Below are 26404 nucleotides of genomic sequence, written 5' to 3' on the forward strand. Positions count from 1 at the left end.
GTGGTCTTCTCACGCAGATGCGAAGGCGGCAAGGGCATCGCCTTCATCGGTAACGGTGGCCTCGATCTCCTCGATCAGCCGGGTCTCCACCAGCACGGCCAACTCGCCGACGGTGGGGGCCTTGAAGAAGGCCGCAGGGTGCAGCTCGACACCAAAGCGCTTTTTCACGCGGCCCAGGATCTGCAGGGCCAGCAGCGAGTCGCCGCCCAGCTCGAACAGGTTGTCGTGCACGCCCACCGGGGCAATGCCCAGCATGTCGGTCCACAGCGCGGCCAGTGCCTGCTGCAGTTCGCCTTCGGCCGCAACGTAGGCGGTCTGCAGCGCCGGGCGCGGATGGCCGCCCCGGGCCTGCGATCCGTTGGCAGGTTCGGCGAAGGCTTCGGCGGCAGGTTCTGCCAGCGCATCCACCAGCCCGGCATCGATCTCGCCCAGGCGCTGCTGCAGGTCGGTGGTGGAGATGACCACCTGGTGCGGCACATCGCCGTTGACGATGCGCTCGAACACGGCCGCCGCTTCTGCGCCGCTCCAGCCTATGCCCTCGGGAATGCGCATGCCGGCGGCCATGCCCAGGTCACGCCAGGCGTCCCAGCCCACGGAAATGACGGGCCAGGCGCGCTGGCGGCTGGCCAGTGCCGCCAGTGCATCCATGCAGGCATTGGCGGCGGCGTAGTCGCTCTTGCCCAGGCCTGCGGTGAGGCTGGAGATGGACGAGCACAGCAGCACGAAGTCCGGCGCCTGCATGTCCAGCGTGCCCTGCGTGCCCAGCAGGTCCAGCAGCAGCCGGGTGCCGCGCAGCTTGGGGGCGAACGTGCGCTCCACGCCGTCCCGCGTGCGGGTGGACAGCATGCCGCTGTCGGCATGGCCTGCAGCGTGGACCACGCCATGCAGCGCGCCAAAGCGCTGGTGCGCCTGCGCCAGCACCGCCTGCATCTGCGCGGCGTCGGCCACATCGGCGGCCAGGGTCAGCACCTGGGCGCCCTCGGCCTCCAGGGCCAGCAGCTGCAGCAGTTGCTGGCGCAGGGTGCGCGGCTGCCCGTCATCGGCGGCCAGCGCCTCCCATTGGCTGCGCGCAGGCAGCGCCTTGCGGCCCACCAGCACCAGGCGGGCCTGCCAGTGCGCGGCCAGATGCCGGGCCAGCGCCAGGCCCACGCCGCCCAGGCCGCCCGTGATCAGGTACACGCCCTGCCTGCGCAGGCGCGGCGCTGCGGCGTCCTGCCACTGCAGGGGCTCGTAGGTCTTGCGCCAGCGGTGGGCACCGCGCAGGGCGATGGCCGTGTCGGCCGCGCGCAGCCCATGCGGCGCGCGGGCTTCGTCCAGCAGCTGGCGCGCCAGCCGGGCCTGCATTGCGGGCGAGCCCGCCTGCACCACATCGACGAAACGGCAGTCGATGGACGGGCATTCCTGCCCTATCGCCTTGCACAGCGGAAAGACGGCTGCCATCTCGGGGTTCAGCGCTTCGACTCCGGTCACATCTTCCGAACCGCCTGCGGCCACCAGCAGCAGCCGCCGTGTGCGCGGGCCTCCAGCACCGTGCGCACGGGCCTCCAGCGCCTGCGCCAGGGCCAGCACGCTGTGAAAGCCGCGCTCCAGCGGCGCAGGGGCAGCCGCGTCCATGGCCCACAGGTGGTAGATGGCGTCCACGGGGCCGAACTGCGCCTGCACCGCATCGAGCAAGTCCTCGCAATCGCGGCGCTCGCCGGGGCGCACGGCATGCCGGCCCGGGGCCAGGCAGGCGGGGGCGGCGCCCGCTTCCACGCAGACCACATCGGTGCCCTGCGCCCGCAATGCGTGCACCAGGGTCTCGGCCGTGGCACTGCCGTCGCCAAATACCAGGGCCACCTGGGCTGCGGCTGCGGCGGTGCCTGCCGCCCACTGCAAGGGACTGCGCTGCCAGGCGGCTGCGTAGAACGGACCGGCGGTCGCCGAGGGACCTGCCGTGCCTGCCGCTTTCGGTGTATCGCCACCCTGCCCCGCCGCCTGCACCCAGAAGGAGCGGCGCTGGAAGGCATAGGCCGGCAGCGGCACGCGCCGACCTGGCCGCCCGCCCCGGCAGGCAGTCCAGTCGATGTCCACGCCCGCGCACCACAGTCCGGCTACGGCCTGCGCCAGCAGCTGCGCGCTGCGTGCGGTCTGCTGGGGATGGGCCTGGCTGGGCCAGATGCCAGCCGCCGTGGCGGCGCGCGCATGCTGGCGAGCCAGGGCGGTAAGGGCTTGGCCGGGGCCCACCTCCAGCAGCACGCGGCCCGGCTCTCGCACAAGCTCGTCCAGCCCGTCCGCAAAGCGCACGGTATGGCGCAGGTGGCGGGCCCAGTAGGCGGGGCTCATGGCCTGCTCGGCCGTGATGGGCTTGCCGGTCACGCTGGAGATGAAGGCCAGGCGCGGCGCATGCCGGGGCACGCTGGCCACCACCTGCTCCAGCTGCGCCAGCAGGGGCTCGGTCATGGCCGAGTGCGAGGCCACGGCAATGTGCAGCCGGCGCGCGGTGATGTCCCGCACGCGCAGCGCCTCCTCGGCCGCCTCGATGGCGGCCAGCGGGCCGGACAGCACGCACAGGCGTTCGCCATTGACGGCACCCAGGTCACAGCCCGCGTCCAGCAGGGATTGCAGTTCGACCTCGGCCAGGGGCACCGAGGTCATGGCGCCCTGCGGCAGCGACTGCAGCAGGCGGCCGCGCGCCGCGACGATGCGCAGGGCATGCGGCAGCTCGAACACGCCGGCCAGGCAGGCCGCCACATACTCGCCCAGGCTGTGGCCCAGCATGGACACGGGCTGCACGCCGCGTGCCATCCACATCCGGGCCAGCGCATAGCCGATCACGAACAGGGCCGGCTGGGCCTTGTCCATGGCGGACAGCGCCGCGTCGGCCTCCACCTCTTCACCCGGGGCGGGGAACAGCCACTGGCGCAGGTCCCAGCCTGTTTCGGCCTGCAGCAGCCCGCAGCAGCGGTCCACCTCCTGCCGGAACACACCGCCGTCGCGGTACAGGTCCAGGCCCATGTTGGCGTGCTGCACGCCCCCGCCCGGGAAAAGAAAGACCACGCCGGGCGGCTGTGCCGGCACCTCGGTGGCCTGGCCTGCCGGCGCAGCAGCAGAAGCAGTAGCAGCGAGGTGCAGGCCCTCCACCGCCATGCCCATGCCGTCTGCCACCACGGCACGGCGATGGCCGAAGGCGCGGCGGCCCTGCTGCAGGGTGTGGGCCACATCGTCCAGCGACAGGCCGCTGCCGGCCTGCTGCAGATGGGCAGCCAGGCGGCGCGCCGACTCATCCAGCGCACGGGGGCTGCGAGCGGACAGCGGCAGCACCTGCCAGCCCCGGGCTGCATCCGCCTGTGTAAGGGAAGGGGCGGCAGAGGTGGCAGGGGCGGCAGCAGCCTCCTGCAGCACCACATGGACATTGGTGCCGCCAATGCCGAAGGCGCTCACGCCCGCGCGGCGCGGCGTGGCCGCCCGGGGCCAGGGCCTGGCCACGGTGTTGACATGGAAGGGACTGCGCTCGAAGTCGATCTGCGGATGCGGCCGCTCGAAATGCAGGCTCGGCGGCAAGGTGGCATGCCTGAGCGAGAGCACCGTCTTGATCAGGCCCGTGACACCGGCGGCCGCATCGAGATGGCCGATATTGGTCTTCACCGAGCCGATGGCGCAGTAGCCCCTGCGCTGCGTGCTGGCGCGAAATGCCTGGGTCAGCGCCGCGATCTCGATGGGGTCGCCCAGCGCCGTGCCCGTGCCATGGGCTTCCACATAGCCGATGGTGTCGGCCGGCACGCCCGCCAGGGCCTGCGCCGCGCGCACCACGGCGGCCTGGCCGTTGACGCCGGGCGCCGTGAAGCCCACCTTGTCTGCGCCATCGTTGTTGGCGGCGCTGGCCAGGATGACGGCGTGGATGGTGTCGCCGTCGCGCAGCGCATCGTCCAGGCGCTTGAGCACCACAATGCCCGCGCCGCTGCCCTGCAGCGTGCCTGCGGCCTGGGCATCGAAGGCGCGGCAATGCCCGTCCGGCGAGAAGATGGCGCCGGCCTGGTAGCGGTAGCCGCCGTTTTGCAGCAGGTTGAGCGAGACGCCCCCGGCCAGCGCCATGGCACATTCATGGCCCAGCAGCGCCTGGCAGGCGGTGTGCACGGCCATCAGCGAGGTCGAGCAGGCCGTCTGCACGGTGACGGCCGGGCCGCGCAGGTCCAGCTTGTAGGCCACGCGCGTGGCCAGGGCATCGGCCATGTTGCCGCTCATCAGGCCCAGCAGGTCGGCGACCTGGGCGCCAGGGCCCGGCGCATGGCGGGGCAGCAGATGGCGCATCAGGTAGACGCTGGCGCCCGTGCCCGCATACACGCCGATGGCGCCGGGATAGCGCCGGCCCTCGTAGCCCGCATGCTCCAACGCCTGCCAGGCGCATTCCAGAAAAAGGCGGTGCTGCGGGTCCAGCTGCTCGGCATCGCGCGGGGTGTAGCCGAAGAAGTCGGCATCGAAGAGGTCCATGCCGGCCAGCGGCACGCCGGCCTTCACGTAGCCGGCATCGTCCAGCAGGGCCTGGGGCACGCCCAGGGCGCGCAGCTCATCGTCGCTGTAGCGCTTCACGGACTCGACGCCGTCACGGATGTTGGCCCAGAAGCTGTCGATGTCGTCGGCGCCCGGAAAGCGCCCGGCCATGCCGATGACGGCGATCTCCAGGCCGGTGGTTTCGGAGGAAGAAGACATCAGAGGGTCCTTTCGATGTGGCGCTTGCGCTGCAGCAGCGCCTCGCGGCGGCGCTGGGCCGCGTCCATGCCGTCCCGGGCGGCGGCCGCCTGCGCGGCGCCGTCACCCTCGCCCCCGCCCTCGCTATCTGCGCCCTGCTCGATGCGCCGCGCCAGGGCCGACACCGTGGGGTGCTTGAAGAGATCGACCAGGGACAGCTCCCGGCCCAGCCGCGACTCCAGCAGGCCATGCACGCGGATGAGCTGCAGCGAATGCCCGCCCAGGTCGAAGAAGTTGTCGCTGGCGCCTATGCGCTCCACGCCCAGCACCTGGGCCCAGAGGGCGGCAATGGTCGCGGCCACGCCGCCCTCGGGCGGCTCGTAGGCCTGGCGCTCCAGGGCCGGCAGGGCGGGCGCCTCGGGCAGCGCCTTGCGGTCCACCTTGCCGTTGGCGTTCAGCGGCAAGGCATCCAGCACGGTGATGGACGAGGGCAGCATGTAGTCGGGCAGGGCTGCGGCCAGCGCGCTGCGCAGCGCGGCCATGTCCAGGGTCTGCCCCTGCTGCACCGAGACAAAAGCGGCCAGCCGCTCGCCGTCGGCCGCCTGGCGGGCGACCACCACGGCCTCGCGCACGGCGGGGTGGGCCAACAGTTGCGCCTCCACCTCCGCCAGCTCGATGCGAAAGCCGCGGATCTTCACCTGGTGGTCCACGCGGCCCAGGTAGTCGATCTGGCCGTCGCCGCGCCAGCGCACCAGGTCGCCCGTGCGGTACAGGCGCTCGCCCGTGTGGCTGGCGGGGTCGGCGACAAAGCGCTCGGCGCTCAGGCCCGGCCGCCGCCAGTAGCCGCGCGCCAGGCCCACACCGCCCAGATACAGCTCGCCGGCCACGCCGCGCGGCACCTCGTTGAGCGCGGCATCCAGCACATGGGTGCGCAGCCCGGCCACGGGGCGGCCTATGGGCACGGACAACGCGCCCTCGTCCCGGCAGTCCCACCAGGTGACCTCGATGGCCGCCTCCGTGGGGCCGTAGAGATTGAGCAGGCGGGTGCCGGGGAAGGCCTGCAGCACGGCCGCCTGCAATTCGGCGGACAGGGCTTCGCCGCTGCAGATGATGCGCTGCAGCCCCTGGCAGGTGGCGGCCGCCGGGTGCGCCATGAAGGCCTGCAGCATGGACGGCACGAAGTGGATGGTGCTGACCTGGTGGCGCGCTATCAGCTCGGCCAGGCGCCGGGGATCGCGGTGGTCGCCGGGGGCGGCCAGCGCCAGGCATGCGCCGGTGGTCAGCGGCCAGAAGAATTCCCAGAAGGAGATGTCGAAGCCGAACGGCGTTTTCTGCAGCACCGTATCGCCCGGGCCCAGCGGCTGGTGCATCTGCCCCCACGCCAGGCGGTTGCACAGCGAACGGTGGCGGTTGGCCGCGCCCTTGGGCCGGCCCGTGGAGCCCGAGGTGTAGATCACATAGACCAGGCTGTCGCCATGCAGGGCAATGGCCGGGTTGTGGGCCGGCAGGTCCTCCAGCCGGGACGCCAGACCCGGCACATCGACCCATTGGGCACTGCAGTTGGCCGGCAGGCGGTCACGCACCTGCGGCTGCACCAGCACCAGGGACACGCCGCTGTCCTCCAGCATGTAGGCGATGCGGTCGGCCGGATGCTCGGGGTCGATGGGCACATAGGCGGCGCCGGCCTTCATGATGGCCAGCAGCCCCACGACCATCTCGATGGAGCGCTCCATGGCAATGCCCACCGGCACGCCGGGCCGCACGCCCGATGCGATCAGGTGATGCGCCAGGCGGTTGGCGCGCGCATTGAGCTCGGCGTAGCCCAGCGTGGCCTCGCCCAGGCACAGGGCCGGGGCATCGGGGCTGCGCGCCACCTGCTGCTCGAAGCGGCGGTGCACGATGTCGCCGCCGTGCAGGACCTGGTCATTGCAGCTCCAGGCAGCCAGTTGCTGGCGTTCGTCGGGACCCAGCAGCGGCACCTCGTCCACGGCACATTGGGGCTGGTGCGCCAGTGCGTCCAGCATGGCCGCATAGTGGGCGGCCAGGCGCTGCATGCTGCCCGGCTCGAACAGCTCGCGGGCATAGACCAGGCCGATGCCCAGGCTGCCATCGGAGCGCTCGCGCACTTCCACGGTCAGCTCGAACTGCGCATCTGCGGCCGCCAGCGGCTGGCCGGCCACCGTCCAGCCCGGCACCTGCTGCAGCGCGTGCCAGTCCTCCACCAGATGATTGAACAGCACCTGGAACAAGGGGCTGTGCGCCAGGCTGCGCTGCGGCTGCAGCGCCTCCACCAGCTGCTCGAACGGCAGATCGTGGTGGGCCTGGGCGCCCTGCGCCGCCTCGCGGGCCTGCTGCAGCACGTCAGCCAGGCGCATGCGCCCGTCGATGCGGTTGCGCAGCACCAGGGTGTTGACGAAAAAGCCGACCACGCCCTGCAGGTCGGCATGCGCGCGGTTGGCCACGGGCACGCCGACGCGGATGTCCTCCTGCCCCGTGTAGCGGTACAGCAGCGCCTGCCAGCCGGCCAGCAGCAGCGTGAAGAGCGTGTCTCCCTGCTGGCGGGCCTGCGCGCGCAGCGCCTGCAAGGTCGCGCCGGGCAGCTCGAAGCCGTGCCGTCCCGCCCGATAGCGTGCCAGCGCCTGGCGCGGATGGTCGGTAGGCAGGGCCAGCACAGGCTGGGCCTCGCCTGGGGGCACCTGCAACCGTTCCAGCCAGTAGGCAAGCGAGGCCTGCTGGCCTTGCTGGGCCTGCTCCCGCTGCCAGACGGCGTAGTCCACATACTGCAGCGCCGGGCCGCTGTCCGGGGCGCCGGCATACAGCGCCGCCAGATCGTCCAGCAGGATCTGCATGGAGGCGCCGTCGGAGACGATGTGGTGCATCACCAGCGCCAGGATGTGCTCATGGGCCTGCAGCCGCACCAGGGCAGCCCTGGCCAGCGGCCCCTGCTGCAGATCAAAGGGCTGGGCGCACAGCGCCTGCAGCCATTGGGCGGCGTGCTCCTCGCGCTGCGCGGGCTCGCCCTGCGCGGCATCCAGCCACTGCAGCTCCAGCCTGCCCTGGGGGTCCAGGCGCTGCTCGACCTCCCCATCGGGCCGGGCGTTGAATACCGTGCGCAGTGAACCGTGCCGTTCGGACAGGCCCTGCACGGCCGCACGCAGGGCGCCTGCATCCAGCGGCCCGGTGATGCGCAGGGCGCCCTGCACGTGGTAGGCCGTGCTGCGCGTATCCATCTTCCAGAGAAACCATTGGCGCTGCTGGGCCGGCGTCAGCGGCAGGGGCATGGCGCGACGGGCCTCGGCCAGCGGGGCAATGCGCTGCAGCGCCGTGCCCGGCTGGCGCTGTTGGCACAGCCGGTCGATGTCCTGCGCCTGGTCGCGCAGCCGCGGGTGCTCGAACACCCGCCCCGCCGGATACTCCAGGGACCATTGCCGGCAGATGCGCGCAGCCAGCCGCACGGCGGCCAGGGAGTTGCCGCCTTGCGCGAAGAAGTTGGCCTCGCCGGCCGGCCCGTGCTGGGCATCGCCACCGAGCACCTCGCGCCACAGGCCGGCCAGCGTGCCTGTGGTGGAATCTGCCGCGCCCGCCTCCTGCGGTGCCTGGCTGCCGCCGCCCGCGAAGCGGCCCGACTCGAACACGGCCCAGGCATCCAGAGTGCGCGCGGACCAGCCCTGGCGGCAGGCTGCGCGCTGCAGCTTGCCGCTGGAGGTGCGGGGCAAGGCGCCGGGGTTGAGCAGCACAATCACCCGGGGCGCCTCGCCGCACTGCGCGCCCACGGCGGTGCTCAGGGCATCGACCAGGGCCTGGGCCGGCACCAGCTTTTGCATGCCGAACGAGACTTCGGCAGCAATGCCTATGCCTTCCCGGCCATCGATGTCCACCGCAAACGCGGCCACGCGCCCCTTGCGCACGGCTTCGACCTCGGCCTCGACCACGCGCTCGATGTCCTGCGGGTAGAGGTTGTGCCCGCGCACGATGATCAGGTCCTTGATGCGGCCCGCCACATGGACCTGGCCAGCATGCACGAAGCCCAGGTCGCCCGTGCGCAGCCAGCGCCGGCCTGCATGCTCGACAAAGGCCTGCTGCGTTTGCTGCGGCTTGCCCCAGTAGCCCTGGCTGATGCTGGGGCCGTGCGCCCAGATCTCGCCCACGTGGCCGGGCTCCAGCACCTGCAGGCTGTGCGGATCGACGATGTTCACCGAATGGCCGGGAACGGCAGGGCCGCAGCCCACCAGCGAGGTGGTCTGCGAGGCGCCGGAGCTTTCCTCGGCCCGGCCCTGGCCCAGGGCCTCGGTATCGAAGGACGTGATCGTGGCGCCCGCGCCGCAACTGCCGCCGGTGATGAACAGGGTGGCTTCGGCCAGGCCGTAGCAGGCATAGGCCGCGTCGGGCCGCAGGCCGCAGGCGGCAAAGCGCTGCGCGAAGGCCGTGACCGTGTCGGCACGCACGGGTTCGGCACCGGTATAGGCCAGCCGCCAGCTCGACAGGTCCAGCTGCGCCAGCTGCGACGGCTTGATGCGCTCCAGGCACATGCGGTAGGCGAAGTCGGGGCCGCCGCTGATGGTGGCGCGGTGGCGCGAGATCAGCTCCAGCCAGCGCACGGGGCTTTCCAGAAAGAGGCGCGGCGAGGTCAGCACCAGCGGCAGGCCGCTGTACAGCGGCTGCAGCAGTCCGCCGATCAGGCCCATGTCGTGGTACAGCGGCGCCCAGGACATGAAGCGGTCGCCCGCGCCGATGTCCATGCGCTGCTGGATGGCGGCCTCGTTGGCGATGAGGTTGCCGTGGCTGACCATCACGCCCTTGGGCGCCGAGGTGGAGCCCGAGGTGTATTGCAGGAAGGCGATGTCGTCGGCAGCCGGCGCATGGGGCAGCCAGGCGTCGGCATCGGCCAGGTCCACCTGGTCGGCGGCCACGGCGGCAATGCCTGCAAAGCGCGCATCGGCGCCGGGCAGGGCCTGCATCACTTCGGCCGTGCTGATCACGCAGGCCGCGTCCGCGTCGCCCACGATGCCCAGCAGCCGCTCCAGATGCTGCACGCGCAGCGATTCCAGCGGCGGCACCGGCACGGCGATCACGCCCGCGTAGAAGCAGGCCAGCATGCTGGCGGCGTAGTGCTCGTCGTTGTCCATCATCACCAGGGCGCGCGCGCCCACGGGGCACATCTGCTGCAGCCGGGCGGCCAGCGCGCGCACGCGGCGGTCGAACTCGCCATAGCTGTGGCTGCGCTCGACCACGCGGCCGTCCTGCACGGCGGCCACGGTGAGCCAGATGTCGTCGGGCCGCTGCTGCGCCAGGCCCCTCAGATGCTCGACCAGGCTGGCCGGCGTCTGGCCTGCTGCCGCGATTGCACTTTGTCCACTCAGCATATCAGCTGCCTCCCGGGTTCTCAGAAACGGTCCAGATTGCTGCGCGGCTCGGCCATGGCGACGATGACCTTGCGCGGCCCCTTGAAGGGAGAGCGCGCATGGGCCACGAGCATGTTGTCCAGCATCAGCACGTCGCCCTGCTCCCAGGGGAAACTGACGGTCTCGGCATCCAGCGCGGCGCGCACCTCGGCGAAGATGTCGTCGCCGATGGTGGAGCCGTCGGCGAAGAAGGTGTTGCGCGGCAGGTTCTCGATGCCGTAGACCTCCTCCAGCACCTCGCGCTCCTCGGGCTCGCGCGCCGAGATGTGGAACAGGTGGGCCTGGTTGAACCAGACCATCTCGCCCGTGGCGGGATGGCTTTCCATGGCCTGGCACAGCTGGCGTGTGCGCAGGCCGTCGTCCTCCTTCCACTCCCAGTCCATGCGCGCATGGCGGCAGAAGGCCTCGACCTCGGCGCGGCTTTCGGTGTTGAAGACCTTCTGCCAGGGCACGTCCATCTCGCCGAAGTTGCGCACGTACAGAATTCCGGGCTCGAACAGCTCGCGGATGCGCGCCGGAATGCGGCGGTAGACCGCACGGCTGTCGGCAATCGGCGTCTCGCCGCCCTCGGGCGATGCGGTGACGCAGTGGAACCAGATCTTCATGGGCCACTCGCGCGTGTAGGCCTGCTCGTTGTGCAGCGGAATGCTCTGGTGGGCCGGGTATTCGGTGGAGGTGTAGACGCCCGCGCCGCTGGAGGCCTCGACCGCGCTGCGCGGCGTGGAGGCGAACTCGTACTTGAGCAGCGGATGGCCGAAGGCCGAGGCGAAGCGCTGGAAGGTCTCCACATCGGGCACGCCAAAGCCGCGCAGCAGAACGCCGCCCGTGGTCAGCAGCGCCTCGTCGATGTCCCGGCGCAGCGGCGGCAGCGCGGCCAGCAGGTCCTGGCCCGGCTGGGCGGGCGTGATGAGCTGGGGAAGCAGCGAGCCCGCGGGGGCCTTGCGCTCGAAGCGCTGGAGGGTTTCGTTCATGTCGATTCCTTGGTGCGCCACGCAAGAGCTGCCGCGTAGCCCGGCGGCGCTGGCAGCGCCATCGCTTGAAAACCATTCCAGTCGGGGACCGCGCAGGCGATGGCCAGCCGTCCGTCCCCTCCCGGGCTGATGCCTATGGAGCGCAGGTGGTCGGCCACGCCGATGCCGATGGCCTTGAGCACGGCTTCCTTGCCCACCCAGCGCTGGTAGAAGGCCGCCAGCCGATCAGGCGCACGGCGCACGCTGGCGCGTTCCTGGTCGGTGCAGACGGCGTCGAGCATGACCTCGGCATCGAGGTCGGGCTTGTGCTGCTCGATGTCCACGCCCAGGTGCAGCACGCCACCGGGATCGGCCAGCGCGATCAGCGCATGGCCGCCCGAATGCGAGACGTTGAAGAGCGGTGCCCGCAGCGGGTCCTCGTCGACAAAGGGCTTGCCGTGGATGCCGACCGCCAGCGGCACATCGGCCGGGCAGCAGCCCAGCCTGCGCCCCAGCAGCCGCCGCGTGGCAGCGCGCGTCTGTGCGAAGCGCAGCCGGTCGGCGGCCCGCACGAAGCGCGCGGCGCGACCGCGCTCCTCGGGGGTCAGGTGCGGCAGGCTGTCGCTCAGTTCGGCCGACAGGTCCAGGTCCAGCCTGAAGACCTCGATGCCCTGGCTCATGGCCTCACGCACGGACACGAGTTGCATGGATGCCTCCCTGGAGTGACTGGGACCCGGCCAGGCGCTGCGCCAGCACGGCCAGCACATCGCCTTCGCGCTGCCTGATGAAGAAATGCCCGCCCTCGAACCAGTCCAGCGTGAAGGCCACGGCGGCCTCCTGCGACCAGGCCTGGACGCGGGGTGCCTCGATGTCGTCCTGCCGCCCTGCAAAGACGTGCACCGGCAGCGGCAGGCCCGCAGCGGGCACATGGCCGAAGCTCTCGCAGACGCGGTAGTCGGAGCCCAGCACATCCAGCGTGATGCGCATGAGCTCGGGGCTGCCAAACACCTCTTCGGGCGTGCCGCCCTGCCTGCGCAGATCGGCAATCAGCGCCGCATCGTCGCCCTTGCCCGCAAAGCGCTCGGGATCGCGGCAGGCCGGTGCCGGGCTGCCCGAGGCAACCAGGGCCAGCGGCAGCTCCCTGCCCTGCTCGCGCAACTGCCGCGCCATGCCGAAGGCCAGCAGCGCGCCCATGCTGTGGCCCAGCAGCGCAAAGCGGCCGCGCATGGCCTGGCGCTGCTCGGCGCACAGCAGCGATACCAGCTGCCCGAAGTCCTCGACCGCTGGCTCGCCCAGCCGGCTGCCCCGCCCCGGCAGCTCCACCGGCGCAATGCGGATCCAGTGGGGCAGCAGCCTGCGCCAGCGCAGGTACATGGTGGCGCTGGCGCCTGCGCACGGCAGGCACAGCAGGGTCAGCGGCGCGTGCATGCGCGTCAGCCCGCTGCGGTTTCGATCACGGTATCGGTATCGCTTTGCAGCGCGGCGCCGGCACCCGCCTGCTCCTGCTGCTGCATCCACACGCGCAGCGACTTGGGCCGCATGTCGGTCCAGGTGGCGTCCACGTAGTCGAGCACGGTTTTCTTGTCGCCCTTCACGCCCTCCACGGCGGTCCAGCCGCCGGGCACGGCCTTCCAGTGCGGCCAGATGGAATACTGTTCCTCGTGGTTGACCAGAACGATGAAGGTTTCGTCTTCGCGGTCGAAGCAGCTTGTAGACATGCAGGCGTCCTTAATGCGGTTGAACATCGGTGAGGCCAGTACGGAATCGCGGCGATCCGGTGCTGCGCCTCTGTTGAACATGACGTTCCGGATCCGAAACTGTTCACGCCGCGTGCGCGCCGGTTCCGGGTCGTGCGCCGGGCTGCACAGTTCAATGGTGGTCCAGCAGCGAGCGGTGGACATGGATGGCCTTGCAGGCGTCGGCAATCCTGGCGTTCACCAAGCCCAGCGCACACTCCATGTGCTCGGCGATCTGACGCTGGGTGAGGCCCTTGATGCGGTACAGCTCGAAGGTCTCGCGGGTCTTGGGCGGCACCTCGTCCAGGGCCTGGTCGATCAGGCGTATGGCCTGGGACTCGAACAAAAGGCGCTCGGGCGAGCGGCTGTCCGGTATCTCCAGCGTCTCCACATCCACGCCGTGGGTGCGGTAGCTGTTCTCGCGCTCCTGGCGGCGCAGGTAGTCCAACGCCATGTTGCAGACGGCGCGCGTCCAGTAGGCGGCGGGCCTGGCGATCTCGGCATCGCTGCGCATCTCGGCAACGCGCAGATAGGTGTCCTGCACGGCGTCGTCGGCCAGTTCAGGATTCCTGAGAATTCTTCGCGCGACCCTCACCAACTGTCCACGCGAAGCAATGAAAACCTCTTCCAGCGAAGAATGTGTGTGATTCAAGGACACGATGCAGTTCCTCTCGCAAGCTAGGCAAGAACGTCAAGGGGAAATGTCGACCGCAGGTCGATGGACTGCCGGCGCGCCGCCCGTGCAAAAAGACGGGAACGGGGCTCGGCACAGGCGGAAAGCGGCGGCACGACCGCTGACCGCAGGGCATCAGTGCACGCCGATGCGCATCGGCGTGACTTGGGGAGACGGGCCTTAGATCGGCCTCATACCGGCTTCATGGCGGCTTCATGGCGGCGGCCGGCCTCGCCGGGCCCATGCGTCCTGGAACAGGATCGGCAAGGGCTGCGCGGCCTTGCAGACGTGCTGAAACTTGAACCGGGACCAAGGCATGCAGTGGTGCTCCTTTAACGTTTTCCAGAAAATTAAATGAGAAGCATTAACAGCTCCGGCGACAAAACCGGGTCTGGATCGGCATCTCGTACCTGTCTGGAAGACGTCCCGCCAAGGCAAACGAAGACACGGCTATCGGCACTGGCAAATCGGCAGCCGGTGCCTATGGATTCCCGTCGTCCATGGCTTTCCCTCGCCATGGATGATGGGCCTGGATCATGACGGACTGGTGATGCCCCAAGCGCAGCGCGGGGGCACCGAAGGGCTGGGTGCGCAGGCAGGAAAAGCGAAGGGAGCGCAGCAGCCTGCTGCTGCAACCTGCAGACGAAAAAAAGCCACCTTGCGGTGGCTTCTTGTCTGTGCAGACGCTGGGTTTGCACAAGGAATCTGGCGGAGTGGACGGGACTCGAACCCGCGACCCCCGGCGTGACAGGCCGGTATTCTAACCAACTGAACTACCACTCCTGGCAGACAGCTTTTGCGCTCTTTCGAGCCAAGTGCTGCAAACTTGGCGACCCTACGGGGATTCGAACCCCGGTACTCACCGTGAAAGGGTGATGTCCTAGGCCTCTAGACGATAGGGTCAATCCTAGAACTTGCGTAAATACTCAAGTCTCAATTTTTGGTGGAGGTAAACGGGATCGAACCGATGACCTCTTGCATGCCATGCAAGCGCTCTCCCAGCTGAGCTATACCCCCTTGCTGCAACGTTGCACTGCTTCGTTGCTGCGATTCAAAAATTGTAGCACAGCGTTTTTGGGGCAATTCCGGAATGCATGACTTTTTTATGTCGCCCTGCATTCCGGCGCCCTGCTGCAGCCCGGGTCAGGCCAGGCTTTGCCCGTCGCGTATGCGGTGGATCTCGGCGATGTCCACCACCCAGACCAGGCCGTCGCCGACCTGGCCCGAGTGACAGGCCGTGGTGATGGCCGCACGGATGGGCTCGACCATGGAGGCCTCGGCCAGCACGCAGACCATGACCTTGTCGGAGAAGTCGGTCAACTCCTCCTTCACGCTGCGCTTGTCGATGGCGGCCGGGGCCGTGAAGCCCTCGGCACGGAACAGCGTCACGCCGGGGAAGTTGGGAATGGCGCGCAGCGCGTCGCGCAGGCGCTCCAGGCGGCTGGGGCGCACGATGGCCCGGATTTCCTTCATGGTCATTGCAGTGTCTCCTTCATCAGGCTTCCAGCGGTTTTTCGTCAAACCAGCGGTACAGGGTCGGCAACACCACCAGCGTGAGCAGGGTGGACGAGATCAGGCCACCGATCACGACGATGGCCAGCGGGCGTTGCACCTCCGAGCCGGGGCCGGTGGCGAACAGGAAGGGCACCAGGCCCAGCAGCGCGACGGTGGCCGTCATCATCACGGGGCGGAAGCGCTGCACGCAGCCTTCGCGCACGGCCTCGGCCACGTCCATTCCATCCTCGCGCAGCTTGCGGATGCAGGTGACCAGCACCACGCCGTTGAGCACCGCAATGCCCCACAGCGCGATGAAGCCCACCGATGCCGGCACGCTCACGTATTCGCCCGTGACGAACAGGCCTATCAGTCCCCCGATGGAGGCGAAAGGCAGCACCAGGATGATCAGCCCGGCCAGCTTGACTGAATTGAACAGCACGAACAGCAGGAAGAAGATGGCCACGATGGTCAGCGGCACGATCACCTGCAGCGTGCCCATGGCGCGCTCCATGTTCTCGAACTGGCCGCCGTACTTGAAGTAGTAGCCGTCGGGCAGTTGCACTTCCTTGTCGATGCGCTGCTGCACTTCGGTCACGAAGCCGCCCAGGTCGCGCCCTTCCACGTTGGCGCCCACGACCACGCGCCGCTTGCCGCCTTCGCGGCTGATCTGCGCGGGTCCGTCCACCAGCTCGATGCGGGCCACGCTGTTGAGCGGAACCTGCGCGCCGGTGCTGGTGGTCAGCAAGGTGGCGCCGACAGCCTGGGGCGAGCCACGGAAGGGCTCGGGGAAGCGCACGACCACGTTGTAGCGGCGCTCGCCCTCGTAGACCGTGGTCACGTCCTTGCCGCCGATGGCCGACTCGATCACGCCCTGCACGTCGGTGACGTTCAGGCCGTGGCGGGCAATGGCCTTGCGGTCGATATCCACCGTGAGCGCCTGCTGGCCCGACAGCCGCTCGACACGGATGTCGGTGCTGCCCGGCACGCTCTTGAGGATGCGGGCCACCTGTTCGGAGACATCGCGCAGATCGTCCAGCTCGTCGCCGAAGACCTTGATGGCCAGTTGCGAGCGCACGCCCGTGACCATTTCATCCACGCGCTCGGAGATCGGCTGGGACAGCACGATCTGCACGCCCGGGATCGAGGACAGGCGCTGGCGGATGTCTTCGTCGATCTCGTCCTGGGTGCGGTCGGACTCGGGGTCCAGCAGCACGATGGGGTCGGACTCGTTGGGGCCTGCGGGATCGGCCGGCGATTCACCGCGTCCGAGCTTGGAGACCACGCTGAGCACGCCGGGCACCTCGGCCACGGCCTTCATCGCCGCCATTTCCATGCGGATGGACTCGTCCAGCGAGATGCTGGGCACGCGATTGATCTGCGGCGTCAGCGCGCCCTCCTTCATGGTGGGCATGAAGGACTTGCCCAGCAGCGGGAACAGTCCCAGCGAGCCCAGCAGCAGCGCCACGGCCACGGCCAGCGTGGCGCGGTTGCGTGCGGTGGCCAGGTCCAGCAGGCGCAGGTAGTGGCGCTTGAGGAAGGCGATCAGGCGCGTGTCATGGTCCGCGCCGCCCTTGAGGAAGTACGAGCACAGCACGGGCGACAGGAACAGCGACACGGCCAGCGAGACCGCCAGCGAGATCGCGATGGTCAGCGCCAGCGGGCCGAACATCTTGCCTTCGATGCCCTGCAGCGTCATCAGCGGCAGGAACACCAGGATGATGATGGCGATGCCGAAGATGGTGGGCGTGGCCACCTCGGTGGTGGCCGAGAGCACGGTGCGCACGCGTGCGCCCATGCTGTCGCCGGCCTGGCCGAGCTTGTGGAACACGTTCTCCACCACCACCACGGTGGCATCGACCATGAGGCCGATGGCGATCGCCAGCCCTCCCAGCGACATGAGGTTGGCCGAGATGCCCCAGCGGTTCATCATGATGAAGGTGGTCAGCGGCGTGATGATCAGCGTGGCCACCACGATCAGGCTGGAGCGCACGTCACCCAGGAAGATGAAGAGCACCACGACGACGAGCAGGATGCCCTCGATCAGCACCTTGCCCACGGTCCACAGCGCCGAGTCGACCAGGTCGGTACGGTCGTAGTAGGGAACGATCTGCAGGCCGCCGGGCAGCATGCCCTTGGAGTTGATCTCCTGCACGCGCTCCTTCACGCGGGTGACGACTTCCTTGGCATTGCCGCCGCGCATCATCAGCACGATGCCGGAGACGCCTTCGGTATAGCCACCCTTGATGATGGCGCCCTGGCGCACTTCCTGGCCCAGCTGGACCTCGGCCACATCGCGCACGAAGACCGGCACGCCGCCATCCTGCTTGAGGACGATGTTGCCGATGTCCTCCAGCGACTGGATCAGGCCCACGGCGCGGATCAGGTACTGCTCGGTGACCTGGGGCAGGATGCCGCCGCTGGCGTTGGCGTTGTTGTCGGCGATGGCCTGGACCACATGGCGCACGGACAGGCCGTAGTGGCGCAGCCGGCCGGGGTCGACCTCCACCTGGTACTGCTTGACGTAGCCGCCCTGCGAATTGATTTCGGCCACGCCGGGAATGGAGCGCAGCAGCGGGCGCGCCACCCAGTCCTGGATGGTGCGGCGCTCGGTCAGCTCCTCGGGCGTGAGGGCCCGCTTGCCGTCGTCGGGATGGTCCAGCGTGTACTGGTAGACCTCGCCCAGGCCCGTGGACACCGGCCCCAGCACGGGGATGATGCCTTCGGGCATGCGCGGCGTGACCTCCATCAGCCGCTCGGTGACGAGCTGGCGCGCAAAGTACACGTCGGTGGTATCGGTGAAGACCAGGGTAATGATGGACAGGCCGCTCTTGTTGAGCGAGCGCATCTCCACCAGGCCCGGCATGCCGGTCATGGCGATTTCCAGCGGCACGGTCACGAAGCGCTCGATTTCCTCGGGCGAGCGGCCTGGCGCCTCGGTAGCGACCTGGACCTGGACGTTGGTCACGTCAGGAAAGGCATCCACCGACAGATTCATGGCGGCGCGCAGGCCAAAGCCGCACAGCACCAGCGAGAGCACGATCACGATGAGTCGCTGGCTCAGTGCGGCCCGGATCATGGAAGCGATCATGGGCTTACTCCAGCTCTGCGCGCTTGCGCTCGTTGTTCAGGTGGAAGGCGCCCGTGGTGACGATGACCGTGCCATCAGCCACGCCCTTGTTCACGGGGCGCATGCCGCCGCTGGCGGTGCCCAGCTCGACGGGCGTGAGGCGGTAGTGGTTCTCGCCCTTCCTGACGAAGACATGGTCGCGATCGTTCTCGCGCACCACGGCCTCGGCCGGCACGGCCAGCAGCTGGCGCACCTCGCCCTGGATGCGCATGGTGGCCAGCATCTGGGGCTTGAGGTCGCGCTCGGTGTTGTCCACCTGGGTGCGGATGGTGACGGTGCGGGTCTCGGGCGTCACGGTGTCGCCCACATGCACGATCTGGCCGGACAGCACGCGCTCGCCCAGGGCGGGCACGGCGATCTCCACGGCCTGGCCGGCGCGCACGCCGCTGGCCATCTGCTCGGGAATCGCGCCCACCACCCAGACGCTGCTCAGGTCGGCCACGGTGAACAGCGGATCACCCGGCTGGGTCACCTGGCCGGAGCTGACCTTGCGCTCGATCACCACGCCGGCCCCTGTGGACAGCACGGCCGCATGCGACTGCAACGTGCCCTTGTCGCGCAGCTGGGCGATGGCGCTGTCGGGAATGCCGATCAGGCGCAACTGGTCGCCGGCAGCGCGCTGCTCGGCGCGCGCAATCGACAGCTCGGACTCGCGGCGCTGCAGCTCGGCCGAGCCGATGACGTCAGCGGCGATCAGCTGGCGCGCGCGCTCCACGCCGCGCTCGGCCAGCGTGGCGGCGGAGTGTGCACGCAGATAGGCCAGCTGGGCGGTGGTCAGCTCGGGGCTGGCCACGCGGGCCAGCACCTGGCCCGCGCGCACGCGGTCGCCCACTTCGACCAGCACCTCGGTCACGCGCCCCGTGGCGGCCGCGCCAATGCGGGTGACCTGGCGCTCATTGGCCTCGATGCGGCCGGACACCTCCTGCAGCAGCGCGATCTGCGCCTGCGCCACGGGCTTGACGGCGAAGTTGGGAGCCATCTCGGCGGTGACGCGGACCTCCATCGGGTCCTGCTCCTGGGCAGCGGCTGCCGCTGGCGCCGCCTTGGCCTCGGCCTCTTCGTTCTTGCCGCAGGCGCTCAGCGCCAGCGTTGCGGCCAGCAGGCCGGCCAGGGCCAGGGAGTTCACCAAGGTGCTGCTGCCTGCGCGGGCGGCGATGGGTTTCGGATGCATATTCAAGGACATGTTCGTTTCTGATTTCGGGTGTGAGGCAGGGACGGCGCGCTTCACAGCGCGGACGGATCGTCGTAGCGGCCCGCGAGGTATTCGAGCTGTATGCGCGCCGCCTGCAGCTGGTAGCGCGCATCGAGCAGGTCTGCACGGATGGAGCGCAGCACGCGCTGCGCATCGAGCACATCGAGAATGCCGCGCTCGCCGAAGCGGTAGGCGGCCTCGGCCACGCGCAGGGCCGACTCGGCCTCGCGCACCGAACCCTGGCTCAGTGCCTGGGTGCGCAGTCGTGCCATCTCCAGCTCCTTCCAGGCCTGCAGCGTCTGCTGGCGCAGCTCGATCTGCCGGCCTTCCAGCTGCAGACGCGCGCGCTCCAGCTCGGAGGCGGCCTCGTCGATGGGGCCGCGGTGCTGGTCGAGCAAGGGGATCTGGATGCTCACGCCCACCGTGTTCAGGCGCACGTCGGGCTCGCGCGTCTGGCCGTAGCGCAGCTCCACGCCCGGCCAGCGCGAGGCCTTGGCACCGTCAAGCCGCGCCTGGGCACGCTCGACCTCGGCCTTGAGCTGGCGCAGTTCGGGATGCTCCATGGGATCGATCTCGCCCATGTCCTCGATGCGCAGCGGGTCCTCCAGCGACACATCCAGGCGAAAGCGCACGGGCAGCTGGCCTGCGGCCAGGCGGCCCAGCGACAGCTGCGCCTGCTCGGCACGCAGCCTTGCGGTCTGCTCCTGCTGGCGCGCCTGGATGATTTCGGCATCGGCCTTGATGATTTCGTAGCGCGCCGCCTCGCCGCTGTCCACGCGGACGCGCACGCGCTCATGGGCCTGCTCCAGAAGGCGCACCGCCTCCTTGGCGGCCTCCACCTCCGCCTCGCGCAGCACCATTTCGTAGGCGCGCAGCCGCACCTGGGCCACCAGCGCATTGCGCGTGGTTGCCACGAAGTGCACCGACCCCTGCTCGCCTGCCCTGGCGGCCTCCACGCGCGCACCGCGCACGGCGGGGTTCTCGATGGGCAACGCCACGGCCCAGCCCTGCACCGTGCCGGCCGCCGCGCCAGGCACGCGGGCGCTGTTGCGGCCCTGGTTCCATTCGAGCTTGGGATTGGGCAGCGCCGAGGCACTGACCACACCTGCGCGCGCCGTGGTCCGCGACTGCTCGACAGCGCGCAGATCGGGGTTGTGGTCCAGCACGGCGCGAACGACCTCGTTCAGGCTCAGCTGGGGCAGGCGCTGTGCGGCAGCCGAAGCCACCGAAGGGCCCGCTGCAGCCGCTGTGGCCTCTGCTGCCGAACCGGCCTTCGGCACGATCGGCGTACGGGATGCCGCGGCCTCGGCGGCCGCGGCGGCGGCTGGAGCCGCCTGCGTCAAAGGAGCCTGGGGCTCACTGGGGGCCTGTGCCGAGGCACCGGCACTCCAGCCCACCAGCAGGCTGCAGATCGCGCCTTGCAAGGCCTTGCGCGAAAAGGATGGAAAACGAGCGGGGGCCATTCCCGCCAATACCGTTGGATTCACCATGGCATGCATCTGCCGCGAAACGACAGTCGAGGGGTTGAGTAAGAGATGGGCCCTCCCCTGCGGACAACGCGGGAACGGGCATGGCCGGGCAGTGCGCAGTCAGCGCGCGGACGACGGCATGGCATGCACGCCAGCAAGGCGCGCACGAGCAGTGATCAGGCAGTGGGATGCGTCAGCCGACAAGGGGCGCAGGGGGCACAAGGCATGCCTGCGCCGCAATATGCGGTCAGCCGAGCAGGGAAGGTCTTGGAGGGCGCAGCAGCTGGCCCGGAGCGGGCGACAGGTGCGCCTGGGAATAGGTCGAAGGCGGGGCCCACAGCGACACCACCTGCACGGCGATGGGCTCGGGCGGCCAGTACATCTCGGCGGAGCGGTCCTCGCCACAGGCCAGCAGGGCCAGCAACTGGCGGGTATTGCCGCCGTGTGCCGTCAGCTCGGCAAACTCCGTCTCGTCGTCTTCCTCGACTTCCGCGAGTTCTTCGAGGAATTCCTCATCGATGGTCACGATGGGGTGGTGCGCCAGCAAGCCATCGCTTTCCAGTCCATCGGACGATGCCGACGCCGCCACCTGTCCACAGAAGATGGACAACAGCATCAGCAAGGAAAACAGGAACGATGGCGCAAGGCGCATGGGGCGAGAGGAAGGCGGGAGCAGTGAAAGTGAATGTCCCGTGATCGGGACACCATCTATTGTTACGAATGTTGAGGCAAAGTTCCGGGTTTGCCCTTAAAAAATCTGTGGCAAAGCCCGCTTTTCGCACATGCTTACCTGCCACCAAGCGAGGCAGCCATGCAGGCGAGCTGCGCGCGGCAGAAACAAAAAAGCCACCTTGCGGTGGCTTCTTGTCTGTGCAAACGCTGGGTTTGCACAAGGAATCTGGCGGAGTGGACGGGACTCGAACCCGCGACCCCCGGCGTGACAGGCCGGTATTCTAACCAACTGAACTACCACTCCTGGCAGACAGCTTTTGCGCTCTTTCGAGCCAAGTGCTGCAAACTTGGCGACCCTACGGGGATTCGAACCCCGGTACTCACCGTGAAAGGGTGATGTCCTAGGCCTCTAGACGATAGGGTCAATCCTAGAACTTGCGTAAATACTCAAGTCTCAATTTTGGTGGAGGTAAACGGGATCGAACCGATGACCTCTTGCATGCCATGCAAGCGCTCTCCCAGCTGAGCTATACCCCCTTCATGCTGCAATCGCTGCTTCTTGTTAGTTGCTGCGTTTGCATCAGAGACTCGAATTATAGACAGGTTTTTAGCGGTTTTTCAAACGGGCCAGAATTTTTTCACGACCCAGCAGCTCCAGCACCGCGTCCACCGAAGGCGTGTGCGCCGTGCCCAGCGTCAGCACGCGCACCGGCATGGCCAGTTGCGGCATCTTCAGCCCCTGGGCCTTGAGCACTTCCTTGATCAGGGCGGCAATGGCTTCCTTGCTCCACTCCACCGAGGCGACGCCTTCGGCGAAGGCGTCCAGGGCGGGCGCCACGGCGTCGGTCACATGCTTGGCCAGGTCTTCGGCGTTGCGGTCGAAGGCGTCCACATAGAACAGGCGCACCCAGCCGGCCAGATCGACCAGGGTTTCGCAGCGGTCCTTGAACAGGGCGCAGATGCGCGGCAGGCGGTCGTCGGCATCGAGCAGCGCCTGGTCCAGACCCGTCTTGAGCACGAAGGGGCGCACCAGCTCTGCCAGGGCCGCATCGTCAAGGGCCTTCAGGTGCTGGGCGTTGACCCAGCGCAGCTTGGCCTCGTCGAACTGGCCTGCGCTGCGGCCCAGATGGTCGAGGTTGAACCACTCCAGGAACTGGGCGCGGCTGAAGATTTCGTCATCGCCGTGGCTCCAGCCCAGGCGGGCCAGGTAGTTGACCATGGCGTCGGGCAGGTAGCCTTCGTCGCGGTACTGGGTGACGGCCTTGGCGCCGTTGCGCTTGCTCATCTTCTCGCCCTGCTCGTTGAGCACGGTGGGCAGGTGGGCGAACACGGGCACGCTGGCGCCCAGCGCCTCGAAGATGTGGATCTGGCGCGGCGTGTTGTTGACGTGGTCGTCGCCACGGATGACATGGGTGATGGCCATGTCCATATCGTCCACGCAGACGCAGAAGTTGTAGGTGGGCGTGCCATCGGGGCGCGCGATCACCAGGTCGTCCAGCTCGCTGTTCTGGAACTCGATGCGGCCCTTGCACTTGTCTTCCCAGGCCACGACGCCGCCCTGCGGCGTCTTGAAGCGCAGCACGGGGCGCACGCCTTCAGGCACGGGCGGCAGCACCTTGCCTTCTTCAGGGCGCCAGGTGCCGTCGTAGCGCGGCTTTTCCTTGTTGGCCATCTGGCGCTCGCGCAGGGCGTCGAGTTCTTCCACGCTCATGTAGCAGGGGTAGACATGGCCCGAGGCCTGCAGGCCGGCCAGCACCTCCTTGTAGCGGTCCATGCGCTGCATTTGATAGAACGGACCTTCGTCATGGTCCAGCTGCAGCCAGGCCATGCCTTCGATGATCACGTCCACCGAGGCCTGGGTGGAACGCTCCACGTCGGTGTCCTCGATGCGCAGGATGAAATCACCACCCGTGGCGCGCGCGAAGGCCCAGGGATACAGGGCCGAGCGGATGTTGCCCAGGTGGATGAAGCCCGTGGGAGACGGGGCGAAACGGGTTCGTACTTTTTGTGTCATTGCAGGGTATCCAGTCCGCGGGACAGATCGTTCTTGATGTCGCCCAGGTATTCCAGTCCGAGGGAGATGCGCAGCAGGCCCTGGCCGATGCCGGCGACGCGGCGCTGCTCTTCGCTCAGGCGGCCATGCGAGGTGCTGGCCGGGTGGGTGATGGTGGTCTTGACGTCGCCCAGGTTGGCCGTGATCGAGCACACCAGGGTGCTGTCGGCCACATGGAAGGCATTGGCGCGCAGCTGTTCGGCGCCCTCGCCCACCACGTCGAAGGACAGCACGCCGCCGCCCATGCCGTTTTGCTGGCGCATGGCCAGCTCGTGCTGCGGGTGGCTGGCCAGGCCCGGGTAGTAGACACGGGCGACCTTGGGATGGGCCTCCAGCCAGGTGGCCAGCTCCAGCGCGGCGGCGCTTTGCGCCTTGACGCGCAGGGACAGCGTCTCCAGGCCCTTGAGCACCACCCAGGCGTTGAACGGCGCCAGGTTCAGGCCGCCGCTGCGCAGGAAGGTGCCCATGACCTTGTCCACCAGTGCCGTCGTGCCACAGACGGCGCCCGACATGACGCGGCCCTGGCCGTCCAGCAGCTTGGTGCCGGAGTGCACGACCAGGTCGGCACCGAACTGGGCGGGCCGCTGCAGCGCGGGCGAGGCAAAGCTGTTGTCCACCGCCAGCAGCGCGCCATGGGCGTGCGCCAGTTCGGCCAGCGCGGCGATGTCGCACAGGTCGGTCAGCGGGTTGGTCGGCGTCTCGGCGAACAGCAATCGCGTGTTGGGACGGATGGCGGCCTTCCAGGCCTGCACATCGGTCTGCGAGACAAAGCTGGTCTCGATGCCGAAGCGCGCCATCTCGCCGCCCAGCAGCTTGATGGTGGAGCCGAACATGGACTGCGAGCAGATCACATGGTCGCCCGCCTTGAGCGTGGTCAGCGCCACCAGCAAGATGGCCGACATGCCGGTGGACGTGGCCACGGCGCATTCCGTGCCTTCCATGGCGGCCAGGCGCTGCTCGAAGCTGGTCACCGTGGGGTTGGAGGTGCGGCTGTAGGTGTAGCCGGGCTCTTCGTTGGCGAAGCGGCGCGCTGCCGTTGCGCAGTCGGGCTGCACGAAGCTGCTGGTCATGTACAGGGCTTCGCTGTGCTCGCCCCACTGGCTTCGTTCCACGGCCACGCGCAGGGCCAGCGTATCGGGATGCAGGCCTTCGGGAAGTGTCTTGTTCGTCACGTTGATGGTCCTTGGGGTCGGGCGCGGCCCGCCGATGGCGGCGGTGCCCGGAAAAAAGGAGCTAGAAACACTTGTCACCTGGGGACTTGCTGGGCGTTGCAGCCTGCAGTCCTCCAGCACCAGCGCTTTTAGCTCATTTGTCAAAAAAGGGCGGGCCTCAGGCCCGCCCCCGTATTGTCACTGAAGCCTAATCGCTCGGAGTCAGGCTCGGGCTCGGGCTCAGGCTTCCTGGGCGTTGGGCAGGGACAGGCGCGAGGCGTCGCTGGACTCTTCCTCGCCGCCGCGGTTGCGGCCTTCATTGAGTGCCGTGACTTCGTCCTCGGAGATGTCGCCCGTGATGTAGACGCCGTCGAAGCACGAGGCCTCGAAGCCCTGCACCTGCGGGTTGATCTTGCCCACGGTCTGCTTCATGGCGGCCACGTCCTGGTAGATCAGCGCGTCGGCACCGATGACCTGGCGGATTTCCTCGACCGTGCGGCCATGCGCCACCAGTTCGGCGCGCGTGGGCATGTCGATGCCGTAGACGTTGGGATGGCGCACCGGAGGCGCTGCCGAGGCCAGGTAGACCTTGACGGCACCGGCATCACGCGCCATCTGCACGATTTCCTTGGAGGTGGTGCCGCGCACGATGGAGTCATCCACCAGCAGCACCTTGCGGCCCTTGAACTCGCTGCCAATGGCGTTGAGTTTCTGGCGCACCGATTTCTTGCGCGAGGACTGGCCCGGCATGATGAAGGTCCGGCCCACGTAGCGGTTCTTGACGAAGCCTTCGCGGTACGGAATGCCCAGCAGCTGGGCCAGCTGCATGGCGCTGGGGCGGCTGGATTCGGGAATCGGGATGATGGCGTCGATCTCGTTGGGCGGCACGGTGGAGACCACGCGCTTGGCCAGCGTCTCGCCCATGTTCAGGCGGGCCTGGTAGACGGAGATGCCATCCAGCACGGAGTCCGGGCGGGCCAGGTACACGTACTCGAACACGCAGGGGTGCAGCTCGCTCTTTTCAGAGCACTGGCGGGTTTCGACCTGGCCGTCGCTGTGCACGAACACGGCCTCGCCCGGGGCGACATCGCGCTCGAGCTGGTGCAGCGTGCCTTCCAGGGCCACGGACTCGCTGGCCAGCATCACCGAGCCGTCGGCACCGCGGCCCATGCACAGGGGGCGGATGCCGAACGGGTCGCGGAAGGCCAGCAGGCCGTAGCCGGCGATCAGCGCGATCACCGCATACGAGCCCTTGATGCGCTTGTGCACGGCACTGACGGCCTGGAACACGTCTTCGCTCTTGAGCGGCGCGCCACTGCTGGCGCGGGCCAGCTCGTGGGCCAGCACGTTGAGCAGGACTTCGGAGTCGCTCTCGGTGTTGGTGTGGCGGTGGTCGGTGTCCGACAGCTCCTCGCGCAGCTGCTTGGCATTGGTCAGGTTGCCGTTGTGCACCATGACGATGCCGAAGGGCGCGTTCACGTAGAAGGGCTGGGCCTCTTCCTCGCTGGTCGCGTTGCCGGCCGTCGGGTAGCGCACCTGACCCAGGCCCACCGTGCCCGGCAGGGCACGCATGTTGCGGGTGCGGAACACGTCGCGCACCATGCCCTTGGCCTTGTGCATGAAGAACTTGCGCTCCTGCTGGGTCACGATGCCTGCGGCATCCTGGCCACGGTGCTGCAGCAGCAGCAGGGCGTCATAGATCAGTTGATTCACGGGCGCGGTGCTGACTACACCAACGATTCCACACATAGTTGCGTTCCATCCGTTTGCGAAGGTCGCCCTTCGCTGTCTGGGCCGTAGCAGCCACCCATTGG

At 68.6% G+C, this 26404-nt stretch carries 15 protein-coding genes and 6 tRNA genes; all 21 read right to left on the reverse strand.

Features of this window, described 5'->3' with window-relative positions; all coding sequences use genetic code 11:
* Positions 1 to 9: 9 nt before the first annotated feature.
* The 21 genes from JHD82_RS07395 to purF all read right to left on the reverse strand — a co-directional run bounded on the left by JHD82_RS07395 (position 10) and on the right by purF (position 26339).
* Positions 10 to 4689: a type I polyketide synthase gene (locus JHD82_RS07395; protein ID WP_199135863.1), complete on the reverse strand. Its 4680-nt coding sequence runs from the start codon at positions 4687 to 4689 to the stop codon at positions 10 to 12.
* Positions 4689 to 10031 (reverse strand): non-ribosomal peptide synthetase, encoded by a 5343-nt coding sequence (locus JHD82_RS07400; protein ID WP_199135864.1) that lies wholly within the window; start codon positions 10029 to 10031, stop codon positions 4689 to 4691. The genes JHD82_RS07395 and JHD82_RS07400 overlap by 1 nt, the downstream gene beginning before the upstream one ends.
* A gap of 20 nt (positions 10032 to 10051) precedes the next feature.
* Positions 10052 to 11041: a TauD/TfdA family dioxygenase gene (locus tag JHD82_RS07405; protein WP_199135865.1), complete on the reverse strand. Its 990-nt coding sequence runs from the start codon at positions 11039 to 11041 to the stop codon at positions 10052 to 10054.
* The gene (locus tag JHD82_RS07410) at positions 11038 to 11727 is read right to left on the reverse strand and encodes a 4'-phosphopantetheinyl transferase superfamily protein (protein WP_199135866.1); all 690 of its coding nucleotides are present in this window, start codon (positions 11725 to 11727) and stop codon (positions 11038 to 11040) included. Before JHD82_RS07410 ends, JHD82_RS07405 begins: the two co-directional genes overlap by 4 nt.
* Entirely contained in the window at positions 11705 to 12448 is a 744-nt protein-coding gene (locus tag JHD82_RS07415) for a thioesterase II family protein (RefSeq protein ID WP_199135867.1), read from the reverse strand. The genes JHD82_RS07410 and JHD82_RS07415 overlap by 23 nt, the downstream gene beginning before the upstream one ends.
* Positions 12449 to 12453: 5 nt before the next feature.
* Positions 12454 to 12738, reverse strand: coding sequence for an MbtH family NRPS accessory protein (locus JHD82_RS07420; protein WP_034395838.1), 285 nt, complete (start codon positions 12736 to 12738; stop codon positions 12454 to 12456).
* A 151-nt stretch (positions 12739 to 12889) separates the two neighbouring features.
* Positions 12890 to 13414, reverse strand: a complete 525-nt coding sequence (locus JHD82_RS07425; RefSeq protein ID WP_088164188.1) for a sigma-70 family RNA polymerase sigma factor — start codon at positions 13412 to 13414, stop codon at positions 12890 to 12892.
* 721 nt (positions 13415 to 14135) lie between these two features.
* Positions 14136 to 14212: transfer RNA gene (locus JHD82_RS07430), tRNA-Asp, on the reverse strand.
* Between the two features lie 44 nt (positions 14213 to 14256).
* A tRNA-Glu gene (locus JHD82_RS07435) sits at positions 14257 to 14332 on the reverse strand.
* 38 nt (positions 14333 to 14370) lie between these two features.
* Positions 14371 to 14446: transfer RNA gene (locus tag JHD82_RS07440), tRNA-Ala, on the reverse strand.
* Between the two features lie 126 nt (positions 14447 to 14572).
* On the reverse strand, positions 14573 to 14908 hold the full coding sequence (locus tag JHD82_RS07445) for a P-II family nitrogen regulator (RefSeq protein ID WP_012206561.1): 336 nt from the start codon (positions 14906 to 14908) through the stop codon (positions 14573 to 14575).
* A gap of 16 nt (positions 14909 to 14924) precedes the next feature.
* Complete coding sequence (locus JHD82_RS07450) at positions 14925 to 18014, reverse strand: efflux RND transporter permease subunit (RefSeq protein WP_012206562.1); 3090 nt, start codon at positions 18012 to 18014, stop codon at positions 14925 to 14927.
* A 4-nt stretch (positions 18015 to 18018) separates the two neighbouring features.
* Positions 18019 to 19236: an efflux RND transporter periplasmic adaptor subunit gene (locus JHD82_RS07455; RefSeq protein ID WP_097201767.1), complete on the reverse strand. Its 1218-nt coding sequence runs from the start codon at positions 19234 to 19236 to the stop codon at positions 18019 to 18021.
* A 41-nt stretch (positions 19237 to 19277) separates the two neighbouring features.
* The gene (locus JHD82_RS07460) at positions 19278 to 20735 is read right to left on the reverse strand and encodes a TolC family protein (protein ID WP_088165433.1); all 1458 of its coding nucleotides are present in this window, start codon (positions 20733 to 20735) and stop codon (positions 19278 to 19280) included.
* A 226-nt stretch (positions 20736 to 20961) separates the two neighbouring features.
* Entirely contained in the window at positions 20962 to 21366 is a 405-nt protein-coding gene (locus JHD82_RS07465; protein WP_012206565.1) for a hypothetical protein, read from the reverse strand.
* A gap of 247 nt (positions 21367 to 21613) precedes the next feature.
* Positions 21614 to 21690: transfer RNA gene (locus JHD82_RS07470), tRNA-Asp, on the reverse strand.
* Positions 21691 to 21734: 44 nt separating this feature from the next.
* A tRNA-Glu gene (locus tag JHD82_RS07475) sits at positions 21735 to 21810 on the reverse strand.
* Positions 21811 to 21847: 37 nt separating this feature from the next.
* A tRNA-Ala gene (locus tag JHD82_RS07480) sits at positions 21848 to 21923 on the reverse strand.
* Positions 21924 to 21993: 70 nt separating this feature from the next.
* On the reverse strand, positions 21994 to 23400 hold the full coding sequence (gltX, locus tag JHD82_RS07485; protein WP_199135868.1) for a glutamate--tRNA ligase: 1407 nt from the start codon (positions 23398 to 23400) through the stop codon (positions 21994 to 21996).
* Positions 23397 to 24611 (reverse strand): O-succinylhomoserine sulfhydrylase, encoded by a 1215-nt coding sequence (locus JHD82_RS07490; RefSeq protein WP_199135869.1) that lies wholly within the window; start codon positions 24609 to 24611, stop codon positions 23397 to 23399. Before JHD82_RS07490 ends, gltX begins: the two co-directional genes overlap by 4 nt.
* A gap of 219 nt (positions 24612 to 24830) precedes the next feature.
* Positions 24831 to 26339 carry an amidophosphoribosyltransferase gene (purF, locus tag JHD82_RS07495; protein WP_012206568.1) on the reverse strand — a complete coding sequence of 503 codons (1509 nt, stop codon included), beginning with the start codon at positions 26337 to 26339 and terminating at the stop codon, positions 24831 to 24833.
* Positions 26340 to 26404 lie beyond the last annotated feature (65 nt).

This window comes from Delftia sp. ASV31 (assembly GCF_016428765.1).
GTDB lineage: Bacteria > Pseudomonadota > Gammaproteobacteria > Burkholderiales > Burkholderiaceae_C > Comamonas > Comamonas acidovorans.